We start from the raw sequence: 19,108 nt of genomic DNA, 5'->3' as shown, positions 1-19,108 counted from the left end.
AAAGCGGAGAGTGCCTCCTGTTAGCGCCGGAAGAACAGCGCACGGCCAAATACAGGAGGCATCCACCGTGACGGCAGACGAGATCCGCGGGACCGCACTGGGCACCGCCCCCGTCCCCCTCTCCGTACTGGACCTGGTGACGGTCGGCGCCGGCAGTACCGCCACCGACGCGCTGCGGACCAGCGTGGAGCTGTCCCGGTTCACCGAGGCCCGTGGGTTCCACCGCTACTGGGTCGCCGAGCACCACTCCATGCCGGGCGTCGCCTCCTCCTCGCCGGCCGTGATCCTGGCCCACCTCGCCGCCCACACCGACCGCATCCGGCTCGGCTCGGGCGGCGTCATGCTGCCCAACCACGCGCCGCTCGTCATCGCCGAGCAGTTCGGCACGCTGGAGGCGATGGCCCCGGGGCGGATCGACCTCGGCCTCGGCCGCGCCCCCGGCACCGACGGCGCCACCGCGGCCGCCCTGCGCCGCACCGACACCCTGAACGAGGGTGCCGACGACTTCCCCCAGCAGCTCGCCGAGCTCACCCGCTTCCTGGACGACGACTTCCCCGACGGCCACCCCTACCGCCGTATCCACGCGATCCCCGGCCCGATCCAGGCCACCACCCCCGGCGGCGTCCAGTCCCCGCACCGTCCGCCGGTCTGGCTGCTCGGCTCCTCCGGCTTCAGCGCCCGCCTGGCCGCCGTGCTCGGTCTGCCCTTCGCCTTCGCGCACCACTTCTCCGCGCAGAACACCGTCCCGGCCCTCGACCTCTACCGCGAGTCCTTCCGGCCCTCCGAGGTCCTCGACGAGCCCTACGCCCTCATCGGCGTCTCCGCGCTCGCCGCGGACGACGAGCGCGAGGCCCGCCGGCAGGTCCGGGCGACGGCCCTGAACATGGTCCGGCTGCGCACCGGCCGCCCCGGTCTCTTCCCCGACCCGGCGGAGGCCGAGAAGCACGAATTCACCCCGTACGAGGAGGAGTTCGTCCAGTCCTGGGCCGGCAACATCGTGCACGGCACCGCCGAGGAGGTCCGCGACGGCCTGGACGCCCTCCAGAAGCGCACCGGCGCCGACGAGTTGATGCTCACCTCGCACGCCCACCGCGGCGAACTGCGCCTGCGCTCCTACGAACTGATCGCGGACGCCTACGGGTTGCCGACCGCCGAGGTCTGATCACCCACGGCCTGATCCCCCATCAGCTCGGAGATACGATCCGGCGACACCGGCCGCGAGTACAGCCACCCCTGGCCGGTGTCGCAGCCGATGCTGCGCAGCCGGGTCGCCTGCGCGGAGGTCTCCACGCACTCCGCGGTGACCGTGAGGCCCAGCCGGTGGGCGAGTTGGATCATCGCCTCGACGACGACCTCGTCGGCGGGGTTCGGCGGGGCGGCCTCGTCGCTGCGGCCCTCGTACTGGAAGCCCCGTACGAAGGAGCCGTCCAGCTTCAGGACCGAGACCGGCAGGCGGCTGAGGTACGCCAGGTTCGAGTAGCCGGTGCCGAAGTCGTCGATCGCGATCCGCACGCCCATCTCGCTGAGCGCCTGGAGGGCCTGGAGCGGGCGGCCCGCCGAGCCCATCACGGCCGACTCGGTGAGCTCCAACTGGAGGAGATGCGGGGCGAGTCCGGTCTCCGCGAGGGTCTGTGCGACGTCCGCCACCAGGTCGGAGTCCCAGACCTGACGCACCGCGACGTTGACGCTCACGAACAGCGGCGGATCGTCCGGGTGGTCCAACTGCCAGCGGCGGGCCTGGCGGCAGGCGGTGACCAGGATCCAGCGACCGAGCGGCACGATCGAGCCGTCCTCCTCGGCCAGTCCGATGAACCGATTCGGCGTCAGGACACCGAACTGCGGGTGGTTCCAGCGGATGAGCGCCTCGACGCCGTTCACCCGCCCGTCCTCCATGCCCACCAACGGCTGGTACTCCAGCACGAATTCACCGCGCTCGATGGCCGGGCGGAGGGTGGAGGCGAGGGCCTGGCGGGTCATGCGGTGGGCGTTGCGCTCCGGGTCGAAGAGCGTCCAGCGGTCCTTGCCGTCGGCCTTCGCCCAGTAGAGCGTCGTATCGGCCGCCTGCATCAGGGCGGTCGGCGTGGTGCCCGCCGCGTGCCGCTCGACCACGCCGATCGACGCCGACACCGACAGCCGCTGCCCGGCGAGGTCGAACGGCGCCTGCACGGCCTTCAGTACGGACTCGGCGAGGTCGGCCAACTGGTCCGTGCCCGTGGAGTCCTCCACCAGCAGCGCGAACTCGTCGCCGCCCAGTCTCGCCACCAGCGGGGTGCTGGCTCTGGCGTGACCGGCCTCGTCCGCGCAGCGCGTGAGCCGCTCGGCGACGGCGGCGAGCAGCCGGTCGCCGACGCGGTGGCCGAGCGTGTCGTTGATCGCCTTGAAGCCGTCGAGGTCCAGGTAGCACAGGCCGATCCGGCCGGTCCCGCTCTCCTCGTACGACCCCGCCTCCAGCGCGGCCGTCAGACGCTCGAAGAACAGCGTGCGGTTGGGCAGCCGGGTCACCGGGTCGTGCATCTGCAAGTGCCGCAGCCGGCCCTGGAGTTCGCGCTGGGCGCTGATGTCGGTGACGGAGAGCAGGATGCCGTCCTCCTGCGCGGGCAGAGGGGTGACGGTGACCTGGACCCAGACCGACTGGCCGTCGGTGTGCTTGAGCCGGCGGGTGCAGCGCAGCCGGGCCTCGCGGCCGCGCAGCACCTCGCGATAGGCGTGCCAGGTGCGCGCGTCGGACGCCAGGTCCACCAGGTCCGCGCCGATCCGGCCCACCAGCGCCTCGGCGGGGCTGCCGAGCAGCGCGCCGAAGCCGTCGTTGGCGGTCACGACCAGCCCCTCGCGGTCGACGACCGCCATGGCCAGGGGTGCGGCCGCGAAGACCGAACGGTACGGCGGTGGTTCGGCACCAACAGCCGTAAAGATGTCACTCTCTGTTACGGCGCCCCGGTCGAGGTCTGCCGCGGGCGCCGGCCCTTCGGACGTTCCGCTCACCGCTAGCTCCCGCAGTGCACTTGATCGCTGTCCGTGCAGGAAAGTGTGCCGATCATAGAGGCAGACCCGAGGGCCTTCCAGCCACCATCCAGTGTCCCGGATGGAGTGGCACTTCTGACAGATCGTTTCTGCCCGCAGCTGGGCGGGTTCTTGGGGTCCCCGACCACTTGTGACGTTCCGTGAGCGGTTCGGGGGTGTCGGGCCTGACGGCCTTTCGGGTGGCTCACTCTTTTGGGGCAGACAAACAGGGCGTAGTACGACAATCCAACACAGGCTGGGTGCGGTGTCCCGCGAACCGCTCCCGGAGGTCCCTGTGCCGCGTCCGTTCCCCTTCAAAACCTTCAGGGGTTCCCGACTGCGCAGCACCGCCGCCGTGTGCACCACTCTGTCCGCCCTCGCCGCGACCTCGCTGATCACCGGGCCCTCGGTCGCCGAGCCGTTCTCTGCCGGTCCGTGCGCCCTCCAGCGCACCGACGCGCACCACTCGGAGGGCCTCGACACCTGGAACGCCGCCTATCCGCGCCCGGCCCGCCGGCTGGACGCGGTGATGGTCTTCCTGTCCTTCCCGGACGCGGCCCCGCGCACCACGCCCGCCCAGCTGACCGCCGATCACTTCCCGGCCACCAGCCGCTTCTTCGAACGCGCCTCCTACGGGAAGTTCACCCTGCGCCCGCATCCGCTCAAGCACTGGATCCGGATGCCGAGACCCTCGACCGCGTACGCCATACAGCGCGACTGGAAACCCGAGGACCGCGCCGCCTACCTGCGCGACGCGCTCGCCGCCGCCGATCCCCAGGTCGACTTCTCCCGCTACGACGTCGTCTACTTCGTCGCCGACCCGGACGCGCCCGGCGTCGACTCGGACGCGACGAAGGTCGTCAACCTGGACACCCCGCTGCGGGCCGACGGCACGGACGTCCGCCGGGTCGTCACGGTCTTCGAGAAGCACCCGCCGGACCGGCTGGTCCTCGCCCACGAGACCGGCCACGTCTTCGACCTGCCCGACCTCTACCACCGGCCGGTCGACGGCAAGGGCGACTGGGACACGTACGTCGGCGACTGGGACCTGATGGGCAGCCAGTTCGGGCTCGCGCCGGATCTGTTCGGCTGGCACAAGTGGAAGCTGGGGTGGCTGGAACCGCGCCAGGTGGTGTGCGTACGGGAGTCGGGCACCACCCGGCTGACGCTGGAGCCGCTGGAGGCGGCGCCGGGCCTGCCGGTGACAGGTGCGGCCGGGGCGCCCGCCTTCGGGCTCGGCCGCGGCACCAAGCTCGCGGTCGTGCGCACCGGCCCCGACAGCGTGCTCGCCTTCGAGGCGCGCGGCCCGGTCGGCAACGACACGGCGACCTGCCGCTCCGGCATCCTCGTCTACCGCGTCCGCAGCGGCGCCCAGTCCGGCGACGGCCCGGTCCAGGTGATCGACGCCCACCCGCGCACCGAGGCCTGCTGGGAGAACTCCGTCTACCCGCCGCTGGCCGACGCCCCGGTCGCCCTCGGCGAGAGCTTCACGGTGCCGGACACGAAGGTACGGGTGGAGGCGGAGGGACGGACCGCCTCGGGGGCCTGGAACGTGAAGATCACGGTCCGCTGACGCCCTGCCACCGCACCAGGACCGCTCGAGCCGGACGCGAGCGGGCCCGCTCACCCTGCGCCGGAGCGGGACTACTCACGGTCAGGAGGCGGCGATGCGGAGTGGCAAGAGGTGGGGCATGCGGACACGGAAGTGGATGGTCGAGGCCCTGATGGCGCTCGGCACTTCCTATATGTACGGAGAGGCCCAGCAGGAGGTGCTGTACCGGCTCATCGGGTACCGGCCCGCCTGGCCGGGGCGCTCGGAGTACCTGCACGAGCCGCCGCCCGGACACCCGGAGCGGCTGCGGCCCGACATCCCCCTCACGGCGGACGAACTCTGGCTGGGCCGCCAGCTCACGGCGGCCTACACCCGCGCCGACGAGGAGGAGGGCACGAGGCCGGCCTGAGAGCCTGTGTCACATCCCCGGCCGCCGCCCACCGCAGTTCGAGCCCCCGTCGAGCCCTCGCCGCAAGACTCGAAGGAGCCTGAGCCGAGACCAGCGGGAGGAGCGTCACATGGACGGGGGGCGCGGTACGACGGGTCCGCAGCACGGGACGTGGCTGCCGGCCGGAGGACGACCGGGCCGGGACGCGGTGCTCCAGGTGCGGGACGGGGGTGCGGTACGGCGGCTGTCGTACGGCGAACTCACCGCGCGCGTCGAGCGGCTGGCGGGCTGGCTGCAGCGGCGGGGAGCCGCGGGTCGGCGGGTGCTGGTGGCCGTGGAGGAGGGGCCCGCGGCGGCGGTCGCGGTGCTCGGGTGCCTGCGGGCGGGCGCGGTGGCCGTGCCCGTTCCGCCGCCCTCCGCCTCACGGGCCGCCGCGCAGCGCACGGCGGCCGTCGTCCGGGACGCCGCCGCGAGCCTCGCGCTCACCGAGTCCGCGCACGCCGCAGAGCTGTCGCAGACCCTGTCGCTGGCCGGGTTCGGCGACCTGGAGTGCCTCGCCGTGGACACCGGCCCCGCCGAGTCGGCGGACGGGGCGGCGGCGCCGCGGATCGGGCCGGACAGCCCGGCCCTGCTCCAGTACACCTCCGGCTCCACCGCCGCCCCGCGCGGGGTGCTGGTGACCCACGGGAACCTCCTCGCCACGATGACGGCCGTGCGGGGCGCGCTCGGCACCGGCCCGGACGCGCGGATCGGCGGTTGCCTGCCGCTCCATCACGACCTGGGCCTGGTCGGGCAGTTGCTGCATCCGCTGTGGCTGGGCGCGACCGCCGTGGTGCTGCCGGTCCGGCCGGTGCTGCGCGACCCGGTGCGCTGGCTGGAGGAGATCGCCCGGCACGGCGTCACCGTGTCGGCCGCCCCCGACTCGCTGTACGCGCGCTGTCTCGGCGCCCTCACCGACGAACGGGTCGCCGCCCTCGACCTGTCCCGCTGGCGCACCGCCGTCGACGCCGCCGAACCCGTCTCCGGCGCCACCCTGCGCGCCTTCGCCCGCCGGCTGGCGCCCGCCGGCCTCGACCCGCGGGCGCTCGCCGCCGGGTACGGGCTGGCCGAGGCCACCTTGATGGTCTCGGTGTCCGCGCCGGGTGCGGCGGGGCGGGCGCCGACCGACGAGCGGGCCGCGGTGAGCTGCGGGCCGGCGCACGGGGCCGAGGTGCGGATCGTCGACCCGGACAGTCACGCGGTGGTGTCCGAGGGGCGGGAGGGCGAGATCTGGGTGCGCGGGCCCGCGGTCGCGGCCGGGTACTGGAACCGGCCGCTGGACACTGCGGAAACGTTCGGCCGCAGCACTGCCGAGGGTGAGCGCGGCTTCCTGCGCACCGGTGACCTCGGCCGGCTCACCGGCGGCGAGATCCGGGTCACCGGGCGGCTGAAGGACCTGATGCTGGTCGACGGCGCCCCGCTGCACCCGCACGACCTGGAGCGGGTCCTGCTGGAGAACGGCCCGCCCTTCGTCTCCGCCGCGGTCTTCGCCCTCGCCGCGTCCGCCGCGGCGGACCGGGTCGTGGTGGTCCAGGAGGTACGACAGAGCGGCGGCGCCCGCTGGGACCCGGACCGCCTGGTCGGCACCGTACGGCGCGGCCTGGACGAGGAGTTCGGGGTGACGCCGTACGAGGTCGTCCTGGTCCGGCCCGGCACGGTCCGCCGCACGACCAGCGGGAAGGTCCGGCGGTCGGTGATGCGGGAGATGTATCTGCGCGGGGAGTTGCGGCCGTTGTTCACGGAGGGGCGGGCGGCGGCATGAGCGTGGTGCGGAGGGGACTGCCGGGTGGGTGGCGGCCGGTGGGTGCGGCGGGGAGGGCGGTCGGATGACCCTCGCGGCCGACCGGGCCGACCGGGCCGACCGGGCAACGGCGGGTGGCTCCGACCGGGACGCGTGGGATCGGGCCGGCGCCCTCGATCGGCTGCTCGGCGATCCGCACGACGACGCCGGTCCGGCCGGGCTGCGCGCCCTGCTCGACGCCGAGCGGCGCGGGGAGCCCGCCGCGGGGGCCGAGGAAGTGCTGGACGCCTTCGGGCTGGGGGCCGAGTTCGTGCCCGTGGCGCTCGGCGGGCGGCTGGAGCGGGCCGACGGGCTGGCCGCCGTGCTCGCGCCGGTGTTCCGCCGGGACCTGTCGCTCGGGTTCGGACACGGCATCACCTCGCTGTTCGCCGCCTCGCCGGTGTGGGCGGCGGGCAGTGCGGGACAGCGGGACGCCATGGCCCGGCTGCTGTGCGGGGGCGGGCGGGCCGCGATCGTCCACCACGCGCTCGCCCAGGGCAACGCCCTGCTGAGCGGCGAGATCAACGCGGCCCCGGCCGCCGACGGCACCTTCGTCGTCGGCGGGCGCAAGGACGCCGTCATGAACGCCGACCGGGCCGGGCTGTTCACCGTCTACGCCCGGACCGCCCCGCGAGCCACCCACGGCCCCGGCACCCTCTCCGTCCTGCTCCTCGACCCCTCCGGACCCGGCCCGCACCGCACCCGGCTGCTGCCCCACCGCCCCACCGCGGGCCTGCGCGCCTGCCGGGTCGGCGGTCTCGAACTGGACGGCCGTACCGTGCCGCGCGACGCGCTGGTCGGCGCCGAGGGGCAGGGCATGCGGCTCGCCCTGCAGACCTTCCAGCTCAGCCGCGCCCTGATCCCCGCCGCGCTGACGGCCGGCGCCGACACCGTGCTGCGGGCCGCCGCGCGCGCCGCCGTCCACGGCACCGCGGGCGGGCCGGGCGCCCGGCAGACCGGTGTGCTCGTCGGCGTCCTCGCCGACCTGCTGCTCTGTGACAGCCTCGTGCAGTGCGCCCTGCGCGCGCTCCATCTCACCCCGCGCAGCGCCCACCTGACCGCGGCCTGCGTGAAGTACCTGGTGCCGGAACTGCTCCGGGACGCCTTGGAGGAACTGTCCGCGATCCTCGCCGGCCCGGGCCGGTACGCCGAGCGGGGCGCCGGGCAACTCGCCAAGCTGCTGCGGGACATGCCCGCCGCGGGGCTCGGCCACGCCGGTACCGCGACCTGCCAGGCGGTGATCGTCCCGCAGCTGCCCCGGCTCGCCGCCCGCTCCTGGTTCCGCGCCCCCGAACCGGCCGCCGCGCTCTTCACCACCCGCGCCGAACTGCCCCCGCTCGACCTCGGCGCCCTCGCGGTCGCGGGCGGGGACGACCTCACGGCGGCGCTGACCGCCGGCGCCGGCCGGCTGTCGGACGGGGCGCCCGAGGGGCCGTACGGGCCGGTGCTGCGCGCCCTGGCCGACGCCCTCAACGGCGAACTCGCCGCCCTGCGCGACCGCTTCCGCGCCCTCGCCCCCGACGGACGGCCGCTGCCGCCCGGGCCGGTGGTGTACTCGCTGGCCGACCGCTACGCCACCGTCGTCGCCGCCGGGATCGCGCTGTCGACCTGGCAACTCCGTTCCCCGGACGGCTCGTTCACCGCCCACCCGGCCTGGCTCACCCTCGCCCTGCAACGCCTGGCCCGCCGCCTCGGCACCCGCGACCTCCCCGACCTGCCGGCCGCGACGACCGGAGACCTGCGCGACGAACTCCTCGCACGGCTGCGGACGGGGCGGGCGTACGACCTGGGCGGGGCGCGGCTCGCCGGGGAGGGGTGATGGGAGCCGGGCCGCGACGGCCGTGCGAACCGTCGAGGACGGGCAGGCCGACTGGGCCGACTGGGCCGACCGGGCCGGAGGAGCGGACTGGGCCGGGCGAGCGGATCGGGCCGGGCGAGCGGACTGGGCCGGGCGAGCGGATCGGGCCGGGCGAGCGGATCGGGCCGGGCGAGCCTTCGGTCGCCCGCGAGCTGTCGGGGCCGCCCGGGAGGTCGGTCGCCCGCGAGCTGCCGAAACCGTTCGGGCGGTCGGCCGTGGGCGAGCTGCCGGGAGCGGCCGAGTCGTCGGCCGTGGGCGAGCTGGGTCAGCCCGTCGAGGTCGCCGGTCCCGGGGCGGGTTGGCAGCAGGTCGTCGACGACATGGCCGTGCACGGGACCGCCGTCGTGCAGGCGCGGTGGGCGGGGTGGTTGCCCGGGGAGTTCGACTCGGTGCGGATGCGGGCCCGGCTCGGGGCGCACGACTGGCGGCGTACCCGGGCGCTCGCGAACCCCGAGGCGCGGGCCCGGTTCGTGGCGACCCGGTTGCTGACCCGGCACGCGGCGGCCGCGGTGCTCGACGTGGCGCCGGACGAGGTCGACCTGGCGTACCGGCCGGCCGGGCGGCCGTATCTGCGCGGCTGTCCGCAGGTGGAGGTCGCGCTGACGCACACCGGGCCGGTGGCGGCGGTGGCGCTGAGCCGGTGCGGGCGGGTCGGGGTGGATCTGGAACCGGCGGGCCGGGCCATGTCGTTCGAGGGGGTGCAGCGGCTGCTGTGCACCCCGCGGGAGCGGGACGCGCTGGCTCTGCTGCCGCCGGACCGGCGCGGCCGGGAGCTGCTGCGGCTGTGGACGCTGAAGGAGGCGTACACCAAGGCGATGGGGCAGGGCATGCGGATGGGCTTCGCCGACTTCGGGTTCACCCCGGACGGACGGGAGCTGGTCTCCCGCGCCGGCGCGTCGATCTCGCCCGGCGAGTGGACCTTCGCCACCTACGAGGTGCTCGACGGCCATCTGCTGAGCGTGGCCCGGCACGCGGCCGGCTGGGAGCCGTCGGCGGACACCGCCGCCCGCTCCATGCTGGACGCGGGCTTCGTCGACGAGGTGCTCAGGGCGATGGGGGAGGCGGATCCGGTGGACGGGATCGCCTGAAGTGTCCGGGAGTTGGACAAGGCGTGATACCGCCTGCCGTCGAGTACCATCCAACCGTCACACAATGTTCGAGGGCGTACGGCCGTCGGCGGCCGCACCGGTGGGGACCGGCGCGACGCAGGGGAGGAGGCCGGGCCCGGTCGTGGGGCTACGGACTACGCACGGGGGAAAAGTGGTCTCTGTTCTGATAGCCGAGGACATGCTGATGCTCCGCAGAGCACTGGTGTCGCTGCTGGAGCTGGAACCGGACATCGAGGTCGTCGCGGAGGTCGCGGACGGGACCGAGGTGCTGCCGCAGGCGCGGAAGTTCCGCCCGGACGTCGTGGTCCTCGACATAGACCTGCCGGGCCTGGACGGCATCTCGGCGGCCGGCGAGCTCCATCGCGAGCAGCCGGACTGCGGCATCCTGATGCTCACCAACCTGCACCGCTCGGGCAACCTGCGCCGGGCGATCACGGCCGGCGCCTCCGGCTTCCTGCACAAGGACACCGACCCCGACCGGCTGGTCGCCTCGATCCGGGCGATCGCGCAGGGGCAGCAGGTGGTCGATCCCGAGATCGCCCTGGCCGCCCTGAAGGACGGGCCCGAGCCGCTGACCCCGCGCGAACTCCAGGTGCTGCGGCTGGCCGCGGAGGGCGAGGAGGTGGCCCAGATCGCGGGCCGGCTCTTCCTGTCCACCGGCACGGTGCGCAACTACCTCACCAACGCGGTGACCAAGCTGGGCGCCCGCAACCGGGTGGACGCCGTACGGATCGCCCGTGAGGCCGGCTGGCTCTGAGGCGTGGGCGGCGGCCGGGCGCGGCGGATCGTTCCGGCTGGCTGCTCAGGCCACGTTCTGCGTGTCCGTCGCGGCGGCGGACGGCCTCGGCTGCGCGGGCAGCAGGATCTCGGCGGTCAGGGCGAAGCGGCCGTCCGCACGGACCCCCGCGGTGAGCCGGCCGCCGTGCTCGCCCATCCGCTCGGTGAGGTTGGCGATGCCGCTGCTGGCGGTGGAGCCGTCGCCCGCGTCGGGGATCCGGCCGACCCGGCCCACCCCGTCGTTGACCACGGTCAGCCGCACCGTACGGCCGGTGCGCACCGCCTCGATGTCCACCGACTCGGCCTTGCTGTGCCGCAGCATGTTGGTCAGCCCCTCGCGCAGCACGGTCGCCAGCACCGTGTCCACCGAGGTGGGCAGTTCGCCGCAGTCGAGACGGACGGAGATGCGCAGGCCGAGCGTGGTGAGCATCGACTCGGCGGTGGCCGCCTCGGCCGGCAGCGACATGTCGCGGTAGCCGCGCGCCACCGAGCGCACGTCCGACAGCGCCTGCCGGGCCGTCTGGAGGATCTCGGTCAGTTCCTGCTGCACCCGGTCCGGATGGCGCAGGGCCAGCCGGTAGGTCAGCTCGCACTTGAGCGTGATCGCGGAGAGGCTGTAGCCGAGCAGGTCGTGCAGGTCGCGGGCGATGCGCAGCCGTTCCTGCGCGATGGCGAGCCGGGCCAGCTCGGCCCGGGACCGGTGCACCTCGGCGACCATGTCGGTCAGCCGGGACAGGCCGAACACCACGAGCGCGGTCAGTACGGTCGCCACGGTCGTGTAGACCGTGTCGGCCACTCCCGTGCCGAGGCGAAGCTCGATCAGGTCGGTCAGGAGCAGTTCGCCGATGAACAGCGGTACGGACAGCAGGGCGGGCAGGAGCAGCAGGGTGGACGCGGCGAGCAGGCCCGGCATGCCCAGCCAGGCCCTGCCGAACATGGTGAAGGGCGCGTACGTGAGCGCGGCCTGCACGGCGAGCGTGAGCCGGCCGGGGCGAATTCGGGACGGGGCCAAATTCACGAACGAATGCTGCAACTGGATCGCCACGATGGCCAGGAGCAGGACGGTCGCGGAGGCGAGCATCAGCGTGCTCGGATGTGCGGCGAGTACATATGTCGCCGCTATGCCGAAGAATCCGGCCAGAACCACGGCGGTTATCGTGGTGGCCACCCGTGGCGCCAGATCGGTGCGTTCCGGCTGTGCCTCGCCTGTGCTTCTGCTGAACGGCTTGCCAAAACGCATGTCCATCCCCCATGGAAGCGGCGTCCTGAGTCCGAGTGAGCATAGTCGGTTTCAAGCCGCGGCGGGTGGATGGAGTTTGACAAACCGTGATTGTTCAAACGCCAATTAATTTCCGGTAATTGACAGGAATTCAGTTCCCGTCGGGAAGTCCCAGGACGATTTCCCCCACACTGGGTTCCACCAGCCAGTCCAGGGCGAGCGCGCGCGCCGCCGCGTCCAGGTCGGAGGCGGTCAGCGCGCAGGCGCCGAGGCCCATCGCCGAGCACGTCAGATAGAAGGTCTGCTGGAGCGCGCCCACCTCCTTCAGCGCGTTGGTGTAGGCGACCGCGCTGTACTGGGCGGCCAGTCTGAGCATCCGGGTCGTCAACACCACCAGCAGCGGCGGCGGTTCGGCCAGCCCCGCCGCGGTGCAGGCGCCGGCCAGCAGGTCCCGGACGGCGTCCGGGTCGCCGGCCACGGGCTCCAGACGGTGCCCGAGCGGGTCGTAGTGGTACGGGCCCGGCGCGAGCCCCGGGCAGCGCGCGGCGATCAGATAGATCTCCAGGGCGTAGCTGTCCCCGGCGCTCGGATACGGGCGGGCGGTGCGCGGACCGCCGGTGGGGTCGGTGGCCGCGGGCGGCAGCAGCGCCCGTACCCGGGCCGCGCGGTGCAGCAGCACGCCCAGCTGTTCGAGGGAGGGGCCCTCGGAGGCGAGCCGGCGGGTGGAGCGACGGCCCTCCAGAACGTCCGCGAAAGGCCGGTCGAAAGCCCCCAGCCGCACCGGGTCGGGCCGGTCGAGCAGGACGGCCGTGCCGCCGGGGGAGGGCTTGACCGGCGGCTGCGCCGGGACGCGGCCGGCCAGCGGATACGTCATGCCGAAGTCGTCGTCGTGCCGGCCGAGCCGGCTGCGGGTGTGGGTGAACAGATCGGTGGGCGACCAGGCCAGCAGGGACGGGTCGCCGTCCTCCGGATAGCCCGCGCCGGGGCCGGTGCCGTCCGCGCACACCACCATCGCGGCCGCCGCCAGATGTACGTGCACCGCCTCGACCACCTCGTCCCCGAACGGCCGCGCCGGACCGGAGCCCGGCAACTCGCCCTCACGGCCGCCGAGTTCGCCGATCAGCCAGCCGACCCCGGGATGGCGCACCTCGACCCGGTGGCGGGCCAGCGGGGACTCCAGGCGCATGCCGTCGGCGGTGGCCCGCAGGACCGCGAAGCGGGACATCCGGCGGGCCCGGCCGGGTGCCAGCGGCCGCGGCGCGAAGCGCGCGTCGCGGGCCACCGGCACCACCGACAGCAGCGGGGTGCCGCCCAGCGCCAGGGTGCGCACCACGCAGTGCGCCACCCGCTCCAGGCCCTCGACGACCTCCTTGGCCTCGGGCGGCACGGCGTGCGCCATGGCGAGCACGGCCGGGAAACCCGGGACCACGTTGGCCGGGGTGACCGGGCCGAACGTCATCCGGCGCAGCAGCTCGGCCAGTTCCCGCCCCGGCCGCTCGATGCGGATACCGCCCCAGCGGGTCCGCAGCGTGACCGCCGGGCACTCCTCCCCGGCCGCCGCCGGCTCCTCGTGCTCGACCAGCACGTCCTCGCGCAGGGACCACAGTTCGGCGAGTTCGGAGCCGGCGAGCTGGTCGATACGCATGCGAAGGGCCGTCCAAGTCGGGGGAGGGTTCCGCGGGTTCGCGGAACACGGTCGGGACGCGGCGGGCGGGTAACCCGTGATGAGGAGTCGCGCGGGGCCGATGTGATTCAGAGGAAGAGCGGTACGGGGTTGAGCTGTTCGTAGGAGAGGGGCGCGGCCAGCCGGCCGAGGCGCACCGGCACCTCGTACAGGCGGCCCGGGGCCAGCCGTGCCCAGTGCGGGCGCAGTCCGGGGACGATCACCCGGGCCACCGCGAGCCCCACGTCGGGCCGGGTCTGGTCGAGCACCATGAGCTCCAGTCCGCGCGCGGCGAGCCGGCCTTCGAGCAGCGCCACGTCCGCGGTCACGTCGTCGGTCGGCGCCGGGCGGTCGGTGACCACGGGGGCGTCGGCGCGGGGGCGCAGATAGGGCAGGTCCTCGTAGGCCGCCGTACGGAACCAGTCCAGGGCGTACGGGTCCGAGCAGCCGTAGCCCGTGCCGTCCGCGGTGGCCTCCACGACCGGTGGCAGCATCTGGTTCAGCTCGGTCAGCGCGCGGCGCAGCGCGACCCCGGGGTCCAGATGGGCGCCGAAGCCGAGCACGATGTCCTGGCCCCGGCCCGCCGGGCGGTCGGTGCGGCGGGACAGCGCGGCGACCACGGGCACGCCGAGGTCGGAGGTGAGGTCCAACGCCCAGATCTCGCGGCCGAGTCGGCGGTGCAGCTCGGCGACCTGGCCGACGTACGGGTCGGTGGCCGTGGTCAGGTCGATGCCGGGCTGGCGGGTGCGGTTGTACCACCACAGGGCGACCGCGTCCCGCTCGATCAGCTCCAGGGTGCCCTGCAATACGGCGTCCTCCAGGGTGGCGCCGGCGGCGGTGCCGTTGGAGTGCGCCCAGCAGTAGGTCCGGCCGGGGGCCTGCGGGGCGTTGTAGTAGAGGTACGCGGTGGGCAGCAGTCGCCGCCGTTGCCCGGTCAGTGACCAGACCGGCGTCCAGTCGGTCTCCGCCCGTTCGTCGAAGGGGTCGCAGACCCGGTGGACGGCGGCGTGCCCCGCGTTCCAGCGGTCGCGGTCGCGGAACTGACGCGGGTGGAAGAGCTGCACGGCGTCGGGGTGCACGGCCTCGGGCGCGAGGTCGGCGTACCGGCCGCGCCGGACCGGCTCGTCGCCCTGGAGGAAGCCGCTGTGCCGCTCCAGCGCCTCGCCCAGCGCGCTCACCCTGGCGTGCAGGGCGGTGACGCCCTTGCCGGAGCTGGTGTGCCGCAGCCCGGCCCGCAGGGCGTCCAGGCCGGACGGGCCGGCCACCGGATTGTGCCCGGCGTGGAAGCAGTTGAGGGCCTCCGGGCCGCGCGGGTCCCGCCGGATCTCGGCGACCAGGCCGGTGAGCGGGTCGACCAGCCTGCCGTGCCGGGCCAGCATCTCCTGCGGCGACAGCGAGCGGTGGCCGCCGCCGGACACGTCCCGCTTGGGCCGCGGTTCGAGGACGACGGGCCGCCGTACCCGGCGCGTCACCAGCCCAGGGTCCCCGCAACTCGCGCACTGCGGGCGGCGGTCCACGGGATGGTGGGTGCCCTGAAGGGTCAGCGTGTCCAGCGTCCACAGCGCCGCCTGATGCGCGTCCCGGTGCCCGCCCAGCCACTTGGCCGCCTCCAGCACGGCCAGTTGCAGCCCGGCGAGACGAGCGGCGGGCAGCGAGCAGCCGGGCCGCGGCGCGGGCCCCGGCCGCCCCAACAGCCGCTGCACATGCGCCTCGGCCTGCCGCCCCCGCCACAGCCGGTCGGCGAGACAGCTCCAGCAGGGGCCGACCGGGGATGGGAGGGCGGCGCTCTGTGCGGCGGAGCTGCCGGAGGGCGTGCCCTCGAGTGATTCGGTGTGCGTGCCGGCCGCGCAGAGGCCGACCGGGGGTGCGGGGGCGGCGCCCTGTGCGGCGGAGTTGCCGGAGGGCGTGCCGTCGAGCGAGTCGGTGTGTGTGCCGGCGGGCCGGGCCGTGTGCGTGGCTCCTGGTGTGCTCGCGGGCACGCCGAAGAACGGCCCCACCCAGAGCTCCCGGCCCGCCGTGCGGACCGGTAGCCATGGGGTGTTCGCGGCGCGGAACTCCTCGTCCACCCGGGCCAGTTCGGGGTTGAGGTAGTCGTCGCACAGGACGAGGGTGAGGGTGGCCGGAGTGCCGTCCGGGGCGAGGACGAGGCCTGCCGCGGTGAGGGCGGTGCGCAGCGGCCCGTCGTCGCCGGGGCCGACGCCGAGGACGCGGACCGTCGAGGTGGCGAGGCGGTCCGCGGCCGCCGTGGCCTCCAGGCCCGCCAGCTCCCAGTACGCCTCCTGCGCGCGCCGGCCGGGGTCGGCCGGGCGGGCCCCGGCGCGGTGCAGCAGCCCGGCCCGGTCGAGCCCGGCGACCAGGCGCTCCACCTGGTCGTCCGGGATCCGGTCCGCGCACGCCGCACGCAGCGCGCCGAGGTCCCTGGTGCCGTCGAGGAGCGGCGCCAGATGGGAGATCGCCGTGCCGTGCAGCGCCGTCACCCGCCGCTCGGAGATCAGGTACGCCGCCTCGCCGGGTACCGCCTCCACCCGCAGATGGGGCTTGAAGCCGAGGTAGGGGCGGGTGCCGGGCCGCACGGCCGCGGTCACCGGGCGGCCACGGCTGCGGAGTCGTGCTGCGGGGCGTGCAGGGCGGTGATCCAGCAGATGCAGATGCTGTTCTCGTCGGTGATGTCCTGTGCCAGCTCCTCGACCACGAAGCCGTCGACCGGGTCGCCGTACTGGATGGTGTTGCCGTTCATCGCTACCCCCTGTGTGGTGAACGTGCGCTGTCCGATGCCCCGAAGTCTTTCGGCCGGGGGCGGTCCGGAACAGTGCCGCCATCACGACTCGGCATGTGAGGAATTCACGGTTCGCGCCGGTAGGGATCCACTGCGGGTCAGGGATGCCGGCACTGGTGACGGGCGGGCCGCCCGGGTGATGGTCGTAGGGCCCCGAGGGGTCATGGCCGGCCCCGGTCCCTGCGGACCCGGAGGGGAAACAACGGAGGGAATCATGGAAATCAAGGCGCTGGGAGCGCTGACGGCCGAAGTACGCGGCCAGTCAGTCGTTCCGACCGCGGCGAAACCCCGCCAGATCCTGGCCCTGCTCGCCGTCCATGCCAACCAGGTGCTGCCCGTGCCGACACTGATGGAGGAGATCTGGGGGCACGACCTGCCGCGCAGCGCCCTCACCACGCTCCAGACGTACATCCTGCAGCTGCGCCGCAAGCTCGTCGCGGCGTACGGCACCAGCTCGGCCCAGGTCTCCCGCGAGGTGCTGATCACCCGGCACGGCGGCTACCTGCTGGAACTCCAGCCCGGTTCGGTGGACATCCACGAGTACGACCGGCTCGCCGCCGTCGGCCGGGACGCCTTCGAGCGCGGCGACGACGAGTCCGCCTCCGAGTACCTCGGCCGGGCGCTCGCCCTGTGGCACGGGCCCGCCCTGGTCGACGTACGGGTCGGCCCGATCCTGGAGATCGAGCTGGCGCGGCTGGAGGAGAGCCGGCTCAACACCCTGGAGCGGCGCATCGAGGCCGATCTGCGGCTCGGCCGGGACGTCGGACTGCTCACCGAGCTGAGCGAGCTGACGATCCGGCACCCGCTGCACGAAGGGCTGCACGCCCAGCGGATGGTGGCGCTGTACCGCTCGGGCCGCCCCTGGCAGGCGCTCGAGGTGTACCAGCGGCTGCGCGGCCGGCTCGTCGACGAACTGGGCCTGGAGCCCTCGCCGCGGCTGCGCCGGCTTCAGCAGGCGGTGCTCTCCGCGGACCCGGCCCTCGACCACGACGGAGCCGAACGGCGGCGCGTGCTGGACCTGTTCGCCGCGTAGGAAAACCACCTCAGGAAGAACAGGAAGAACAGCAGAACAGCAGAACAGGAAGAACAGCAAGAACACGACAACCGAACCGGCCTCATGCACCCCCGTGAATCCCCCCACGGCACCATGACGCCCGGCATCCCGCTGCCGGGTCCCCCCCGCGGCCCCGCTCCGCCGTTCCCCCCGGCCGGAGCGGGGCCGCACGTCTGCGCCCCACCCGTACTCGACCCGTCGTCCAGCGGCCGCGGTCAAGGTGCCCCGCGCGGTCCGAACCGGCCGCGTGCCCGACCGACCGGCCCTGGGGGTTGCCTTGTCCGCCTTGCCCGTTCCCATTGCTTCGCCGGGTACCCGGATCATCGATCTCTCGTCCCCGATCGACGCCTCCTTCTGGGAGCCCGACCCCGTGGTGCACGAGATCATGACGCCCGCCGAGGGCGCCCGGCACATGGCCGAGGAGATGAAGGCCCACTTCGGGATCGACTTCGACCCGGCCGACCTGCCCGGCGGTGAACTGCTCTCCCTCGACACGCTGACCCTGACCAGCCACACCGGCACCCATGTCGACGCGCCCTCGCACTACGGCTCCACCGGCGAGTACGGCAGGCCCCGGCACATCGACGAGATGCCGCTGGACTGGTTCCTGCGCCCGGCCGTCGTGCTGGACGTGACCGAGGCCGGCACCGGCACCATAGGCGTCGAACGGATCGAGAAGGAGATGGCCCGGATCGGATACCGGCCCGAGCCCCTCGACATCGTGCTGCTGCACACCGGTGCCTCCCGACACGTCGGCACCCAGCGCTACTTCACCGACTTCGCCGGACTCGACGGCCCCGCCACCGACTTCCTCCTCGACCTCGGCGTCCGCGTCATCGGCACCGACGCCTGGAGCCTGGACGCCCCCTTCGGGCACATGCTGCGCACCTTCCAGGAGACCGGCGACCGTTCGGTGCTCTGGCCCGCGCACTTCGCCGGACGGCGCCGCGAGTACTGCCAGATCGAGCGCCTGACCGGCCTCGGCGACCTGCCCCGCCCCTTCGGCTTCCAGGTGGCCGCCTTCCCCGTGAAGATCGCCGGCGCCGGCGCCGGCTGGACCCGGGCCGTGGCGCTGGTGCAGGAGTGAGCGCGGGGGACGGCCGCCGGCCGCCGTTGCTGCTCTGCTTCCACCACGCCGGCGCCGGCGTCTCCGCCTTCGCGCGCTGGCAGGCCCGCTTCGGCACGGCGGCCGAGGTGGTGCCGGTGCTGCTCCCCGGGCGCGACGCCCGCGCCCGGGAGCCCCGGATCACCGAACGGGCCGCGCTGCTGGCCGAGTTGGAGGTGGCGGCCGCGGTCACCGAGGGACGCCCGTACGCGCTGTACGGGCACAGCCTCGGCGGCCTGGTCGCCTACAGCTTCGCCGCCGCGAGGGAGGCCGCGGGGGCGCCGCCGCTCGCCGTGGCCATCGGCGCGGTGCTGCCGCCGCATCTGCGCTCGCCGCTCGCGCACAGCGCCGAACTGCCGGACGAGCCACTGCTGCGGCTGCTGGTCCGGCAGGGCGTGCTGCCGCCCTCCGCGGCCGACGACGAGCTGAACGGCGGCCTGTTCCGCCGCCGGGTGCTGCCCCGGCTCCGCGACGACCTGCGGCTCGCCCGCGACCTCATCGGGCGCGCCGGGACCCCCCTGCGCACACCGGTGCTGGCCCTCGCCGGCCGCGACGACCCGGTCGCGCCGCCCGCCGGGGTCGCCCAGTGGGAGCGGTTCGCGGCGGGCGGGTTCCGGCTGCGGCTGGTCGAGGGCGGCCATCTCTTCGTACGCGACAAGGCGCTGCCGGACCTGCTGCGGCGGGAGCTGGAGCGGCTGCCCGCCACCACGAGTCGAGCCGGGGTCCAGGGGACGCGGGCAAGGTCGTCCGAGCGGCAAGCGCCCGCGGCGTGACGGCACAGAGAGGTC

Annotated in this window: 15 protein-coding genes; 10 read left to right on the top strand and 5 right to left on the bottom strand. The window is 74.3% G+C overall.

From position 1 onward, the window contains the following. Positions 1–67: 67 nt before the first annotated feature. On the top strand, positions 68–1,162 hold the full coding sequence (locus tag ACQEWB_RS18585) for an LLM class flavin-dependent oxidoreductase (protein ID WP_432832329.1): 1,095 nt from the start codon (positions 68–70) through the stop codon (positions 1,160–1,162). On the opposite strand, the gene ACQEWB_RS18580 is transcribed toward ACQEWB_RS18585, so the two are convergent. Continuing rightward, the gene (locus tag ACQEWB_RS18580) at positions 1,135–2,982 is read right to left on the bottom strand and encodes a putative bifunctional diguanylate cyclase/phosphodiesterase (protein ID WP_432832327.1); all 1,848 of its coding nucleotides are present in this window, start codon (positions 2,980–2,982) and stop codon (positions 1,135–1,137) included. The two genes, ACQEWB_RS18585 and ACQEWB_RS18580, sit on opposite strands and share 28 nt — an antisense overlap. A gap of 313 nt (positions 2,983–3,295) precedes the next feature. On the opposite strand from ACQEWB_RS18580, the gene ACQEWB_RS18575 reads away from it, so the two are divergent. The 6 genes from ACQEWB_RS18575 (at position 3,296) to ACQEWB_RS18550 (ending at position 10,483) form a co-directional block, all read left to right on the top strand. Beyond that, entirely contained in the window at positions 3,296–4,573 is a 1,278-nt protein-coding gene (locus ACQEWB_RS18575) for a M6 family metalloprotease domain-containing protein (RefSeq protein WP_432832325.1), read from the top strand. Between the two features lie 118 nt (positions 4,574–4,691). Then, positions 4,692–4,961: a DUF6059 family protein gene (locus ACQEWB_RS18570; protein ID WP_432832323.1), complete on the top strand. Its 270-nt coding sequence runs from the start codon at positions 4,692–4,694 to the stop codon at positions 4,959–4,961. A gap of 109 nt (positions 4,962–5,070) precedes the next feature. Continuing rightward, positions 5,071–6,741: a fatty acyl-AMP ligase gene (locus ACQEWB_RS18565; protein ID WP_432832321.1), complete on the top strand. Its 1,671-nt coding sequence runs from the start codon at positions 5,071–5,073 to the stop codon at positions 6,739–6,741. Between the two features lie 64 nt (positions 6,742–6,805). Further along, positions 6,806–8,578, top strand: coding sequence for an acyl-CoA dehydrogenase (locus ACQEWB_RS18560; RefSeq protein ID WP_432832319.1), 1,773 nt, complete (start codon positions 6,806–6,808; stop codon positions 8,576–8,578). After that, a complete protein-coding gene (locus ACQEWB_RS18555; protein ID WP_432832317.1) occupies positions 8,578–9,705 on the top strand; it encodes a 4'-phosphopantetheinyl transferase family protein in 1,128 nt (375 codons plus the stop codon). Before ACQEWB_RS18560 ends, ACQEWB_RS18555 begins: the two co-directional genes overlap by 1 nt. Positions 9,706–9,877: 172 nt before the next feature. Continuing rightward, a complete protein-coding gene (locus ACQEWB_RS18550; RefSeq protein ID WP_432832315.1) occupies positions 9,878–10,483 on the top strand; it encodes a response regulator transcription factor in 606 nt (201 codons plus the stop codon). 45 nt (positions 10,484–10,528) lie between these two features. Here ACQEWB_RS18550 and ACQEWB_RS18545 read toward each other — a convergent pair whose 3' ends face one another. The 4 genes from ACQEWB_RS18545 to ACQEWB_RS18530 form a co-directional block, all read right to left on the bottom strand. Beyond that, positions 10,529–11,650: a sensor histidine kinase gene (locus ACQEWB_RS18545; protein ID WP_432832313.1), complete on the bottom strand. Its 1,122-nt coding sequence runs from the start codon at positions 11,648–11,650 to the stop codon at positions 10,529–10,531. Positions 11,651–11,873: 223 nt separating this feature from the next. Continuing rightward, positions 11,874–13,367, bottom strand: a complete 1,494-nt coding sequence (locus tag ACQEWB_RS18540; RefSeq protein WP_432832311.1) for a SagB family peptide dehydrogenase — start codon at positions 13,365–13,367, stop codon at positions 11,874–11,876. A 107-nt stretch (positions 13,368–13,474) separates the two neighbouring features. Next, the gene (locus ACQEWB_RS18535; RefSeq protein ID WP_432832309.1) at positions 13,475–15,970 is read right to left on the bottom strand and encodes a TOMM precursor leader peptide-binding protein; all 2,496 of its coding nucleotides are present in this window, start codon (positions 15,968–15,970) and stop codon (positions 13,475–13,477) included. After that, the gene (locus ACQEWB_RS18530; protein WP_432832307.1) at positions 15,967–16,122 is read right to left on the bottom strand and encodes a hypothetical protein; all 156 of its coding nucleotides are present in this window, start codon (positions 16,120–16,122) and stop codon (positions 15,967–15,969) included. Before ACQEWB_RS18530 ends, ACQEWB_RS18535 begins: the two co-directional genes overlap by 4 nt. A gap of 253 nt (positions 16,123–16,375) precedes the next feature. On the opposite strand from ACQEWB_RS18530, the gene ACQEWB_RS18525 reads away from it, so the two are divergent. From ACQEWB_RS18525 to ACQEWB_RS18515, 3 genes are all read left to right on the top strand, one after another. After that, entirely contained in the window at positions 16,376–17,194 is an 819-nt protein-coding gene (locus ACQEWB_RS18525; protein WP_432832305.1) for an AfsR/SARP family transcriptional regulator, read from the top strand. A gap of 307 nt (positions 17,195–17,501) precedes the next feature. Further along, complete coding sequence (locus ACQEWB_RS18520) at positions 17,502–18,302, top strand: cyclase family protein (RefSeq protein ID WP_432832303.1); 801 nt, start codon at positions 17,502–17,504, stop codon at positions 18,300–18,302. Beyond that, positions 18,299–19,093, top strand: a complete 795-nt coding sequence (locus ACQEWB_RS18515; RefSeq protein ID WP_432832300.1) for a thioesterase II family protein — start codon at positions 18,299–18,301, stop codon at positions 19,091–19,093. The genes ACQEWB_RS18520 and ACQEWB_RS18515 overlap by 4 nt, the downstream gene beginning before the upstream one ends. Positions 19,094–19,108: the final 15 nt, after the last annotated feature.

Origin of the sequence: Streptomyces sp. CA-249302, from assembly GCF_050936785.1 — a bacterium.
GTDB lineage: Bacteria > Actinomycetota > Actinomycetes > Streptomycetales > Streptomycetaceae > Streptomyces.
Note: the sequence above shows the minus strand (reverse complement) of the source record. Positions and strands in the feature narration are given on the sequence as shown.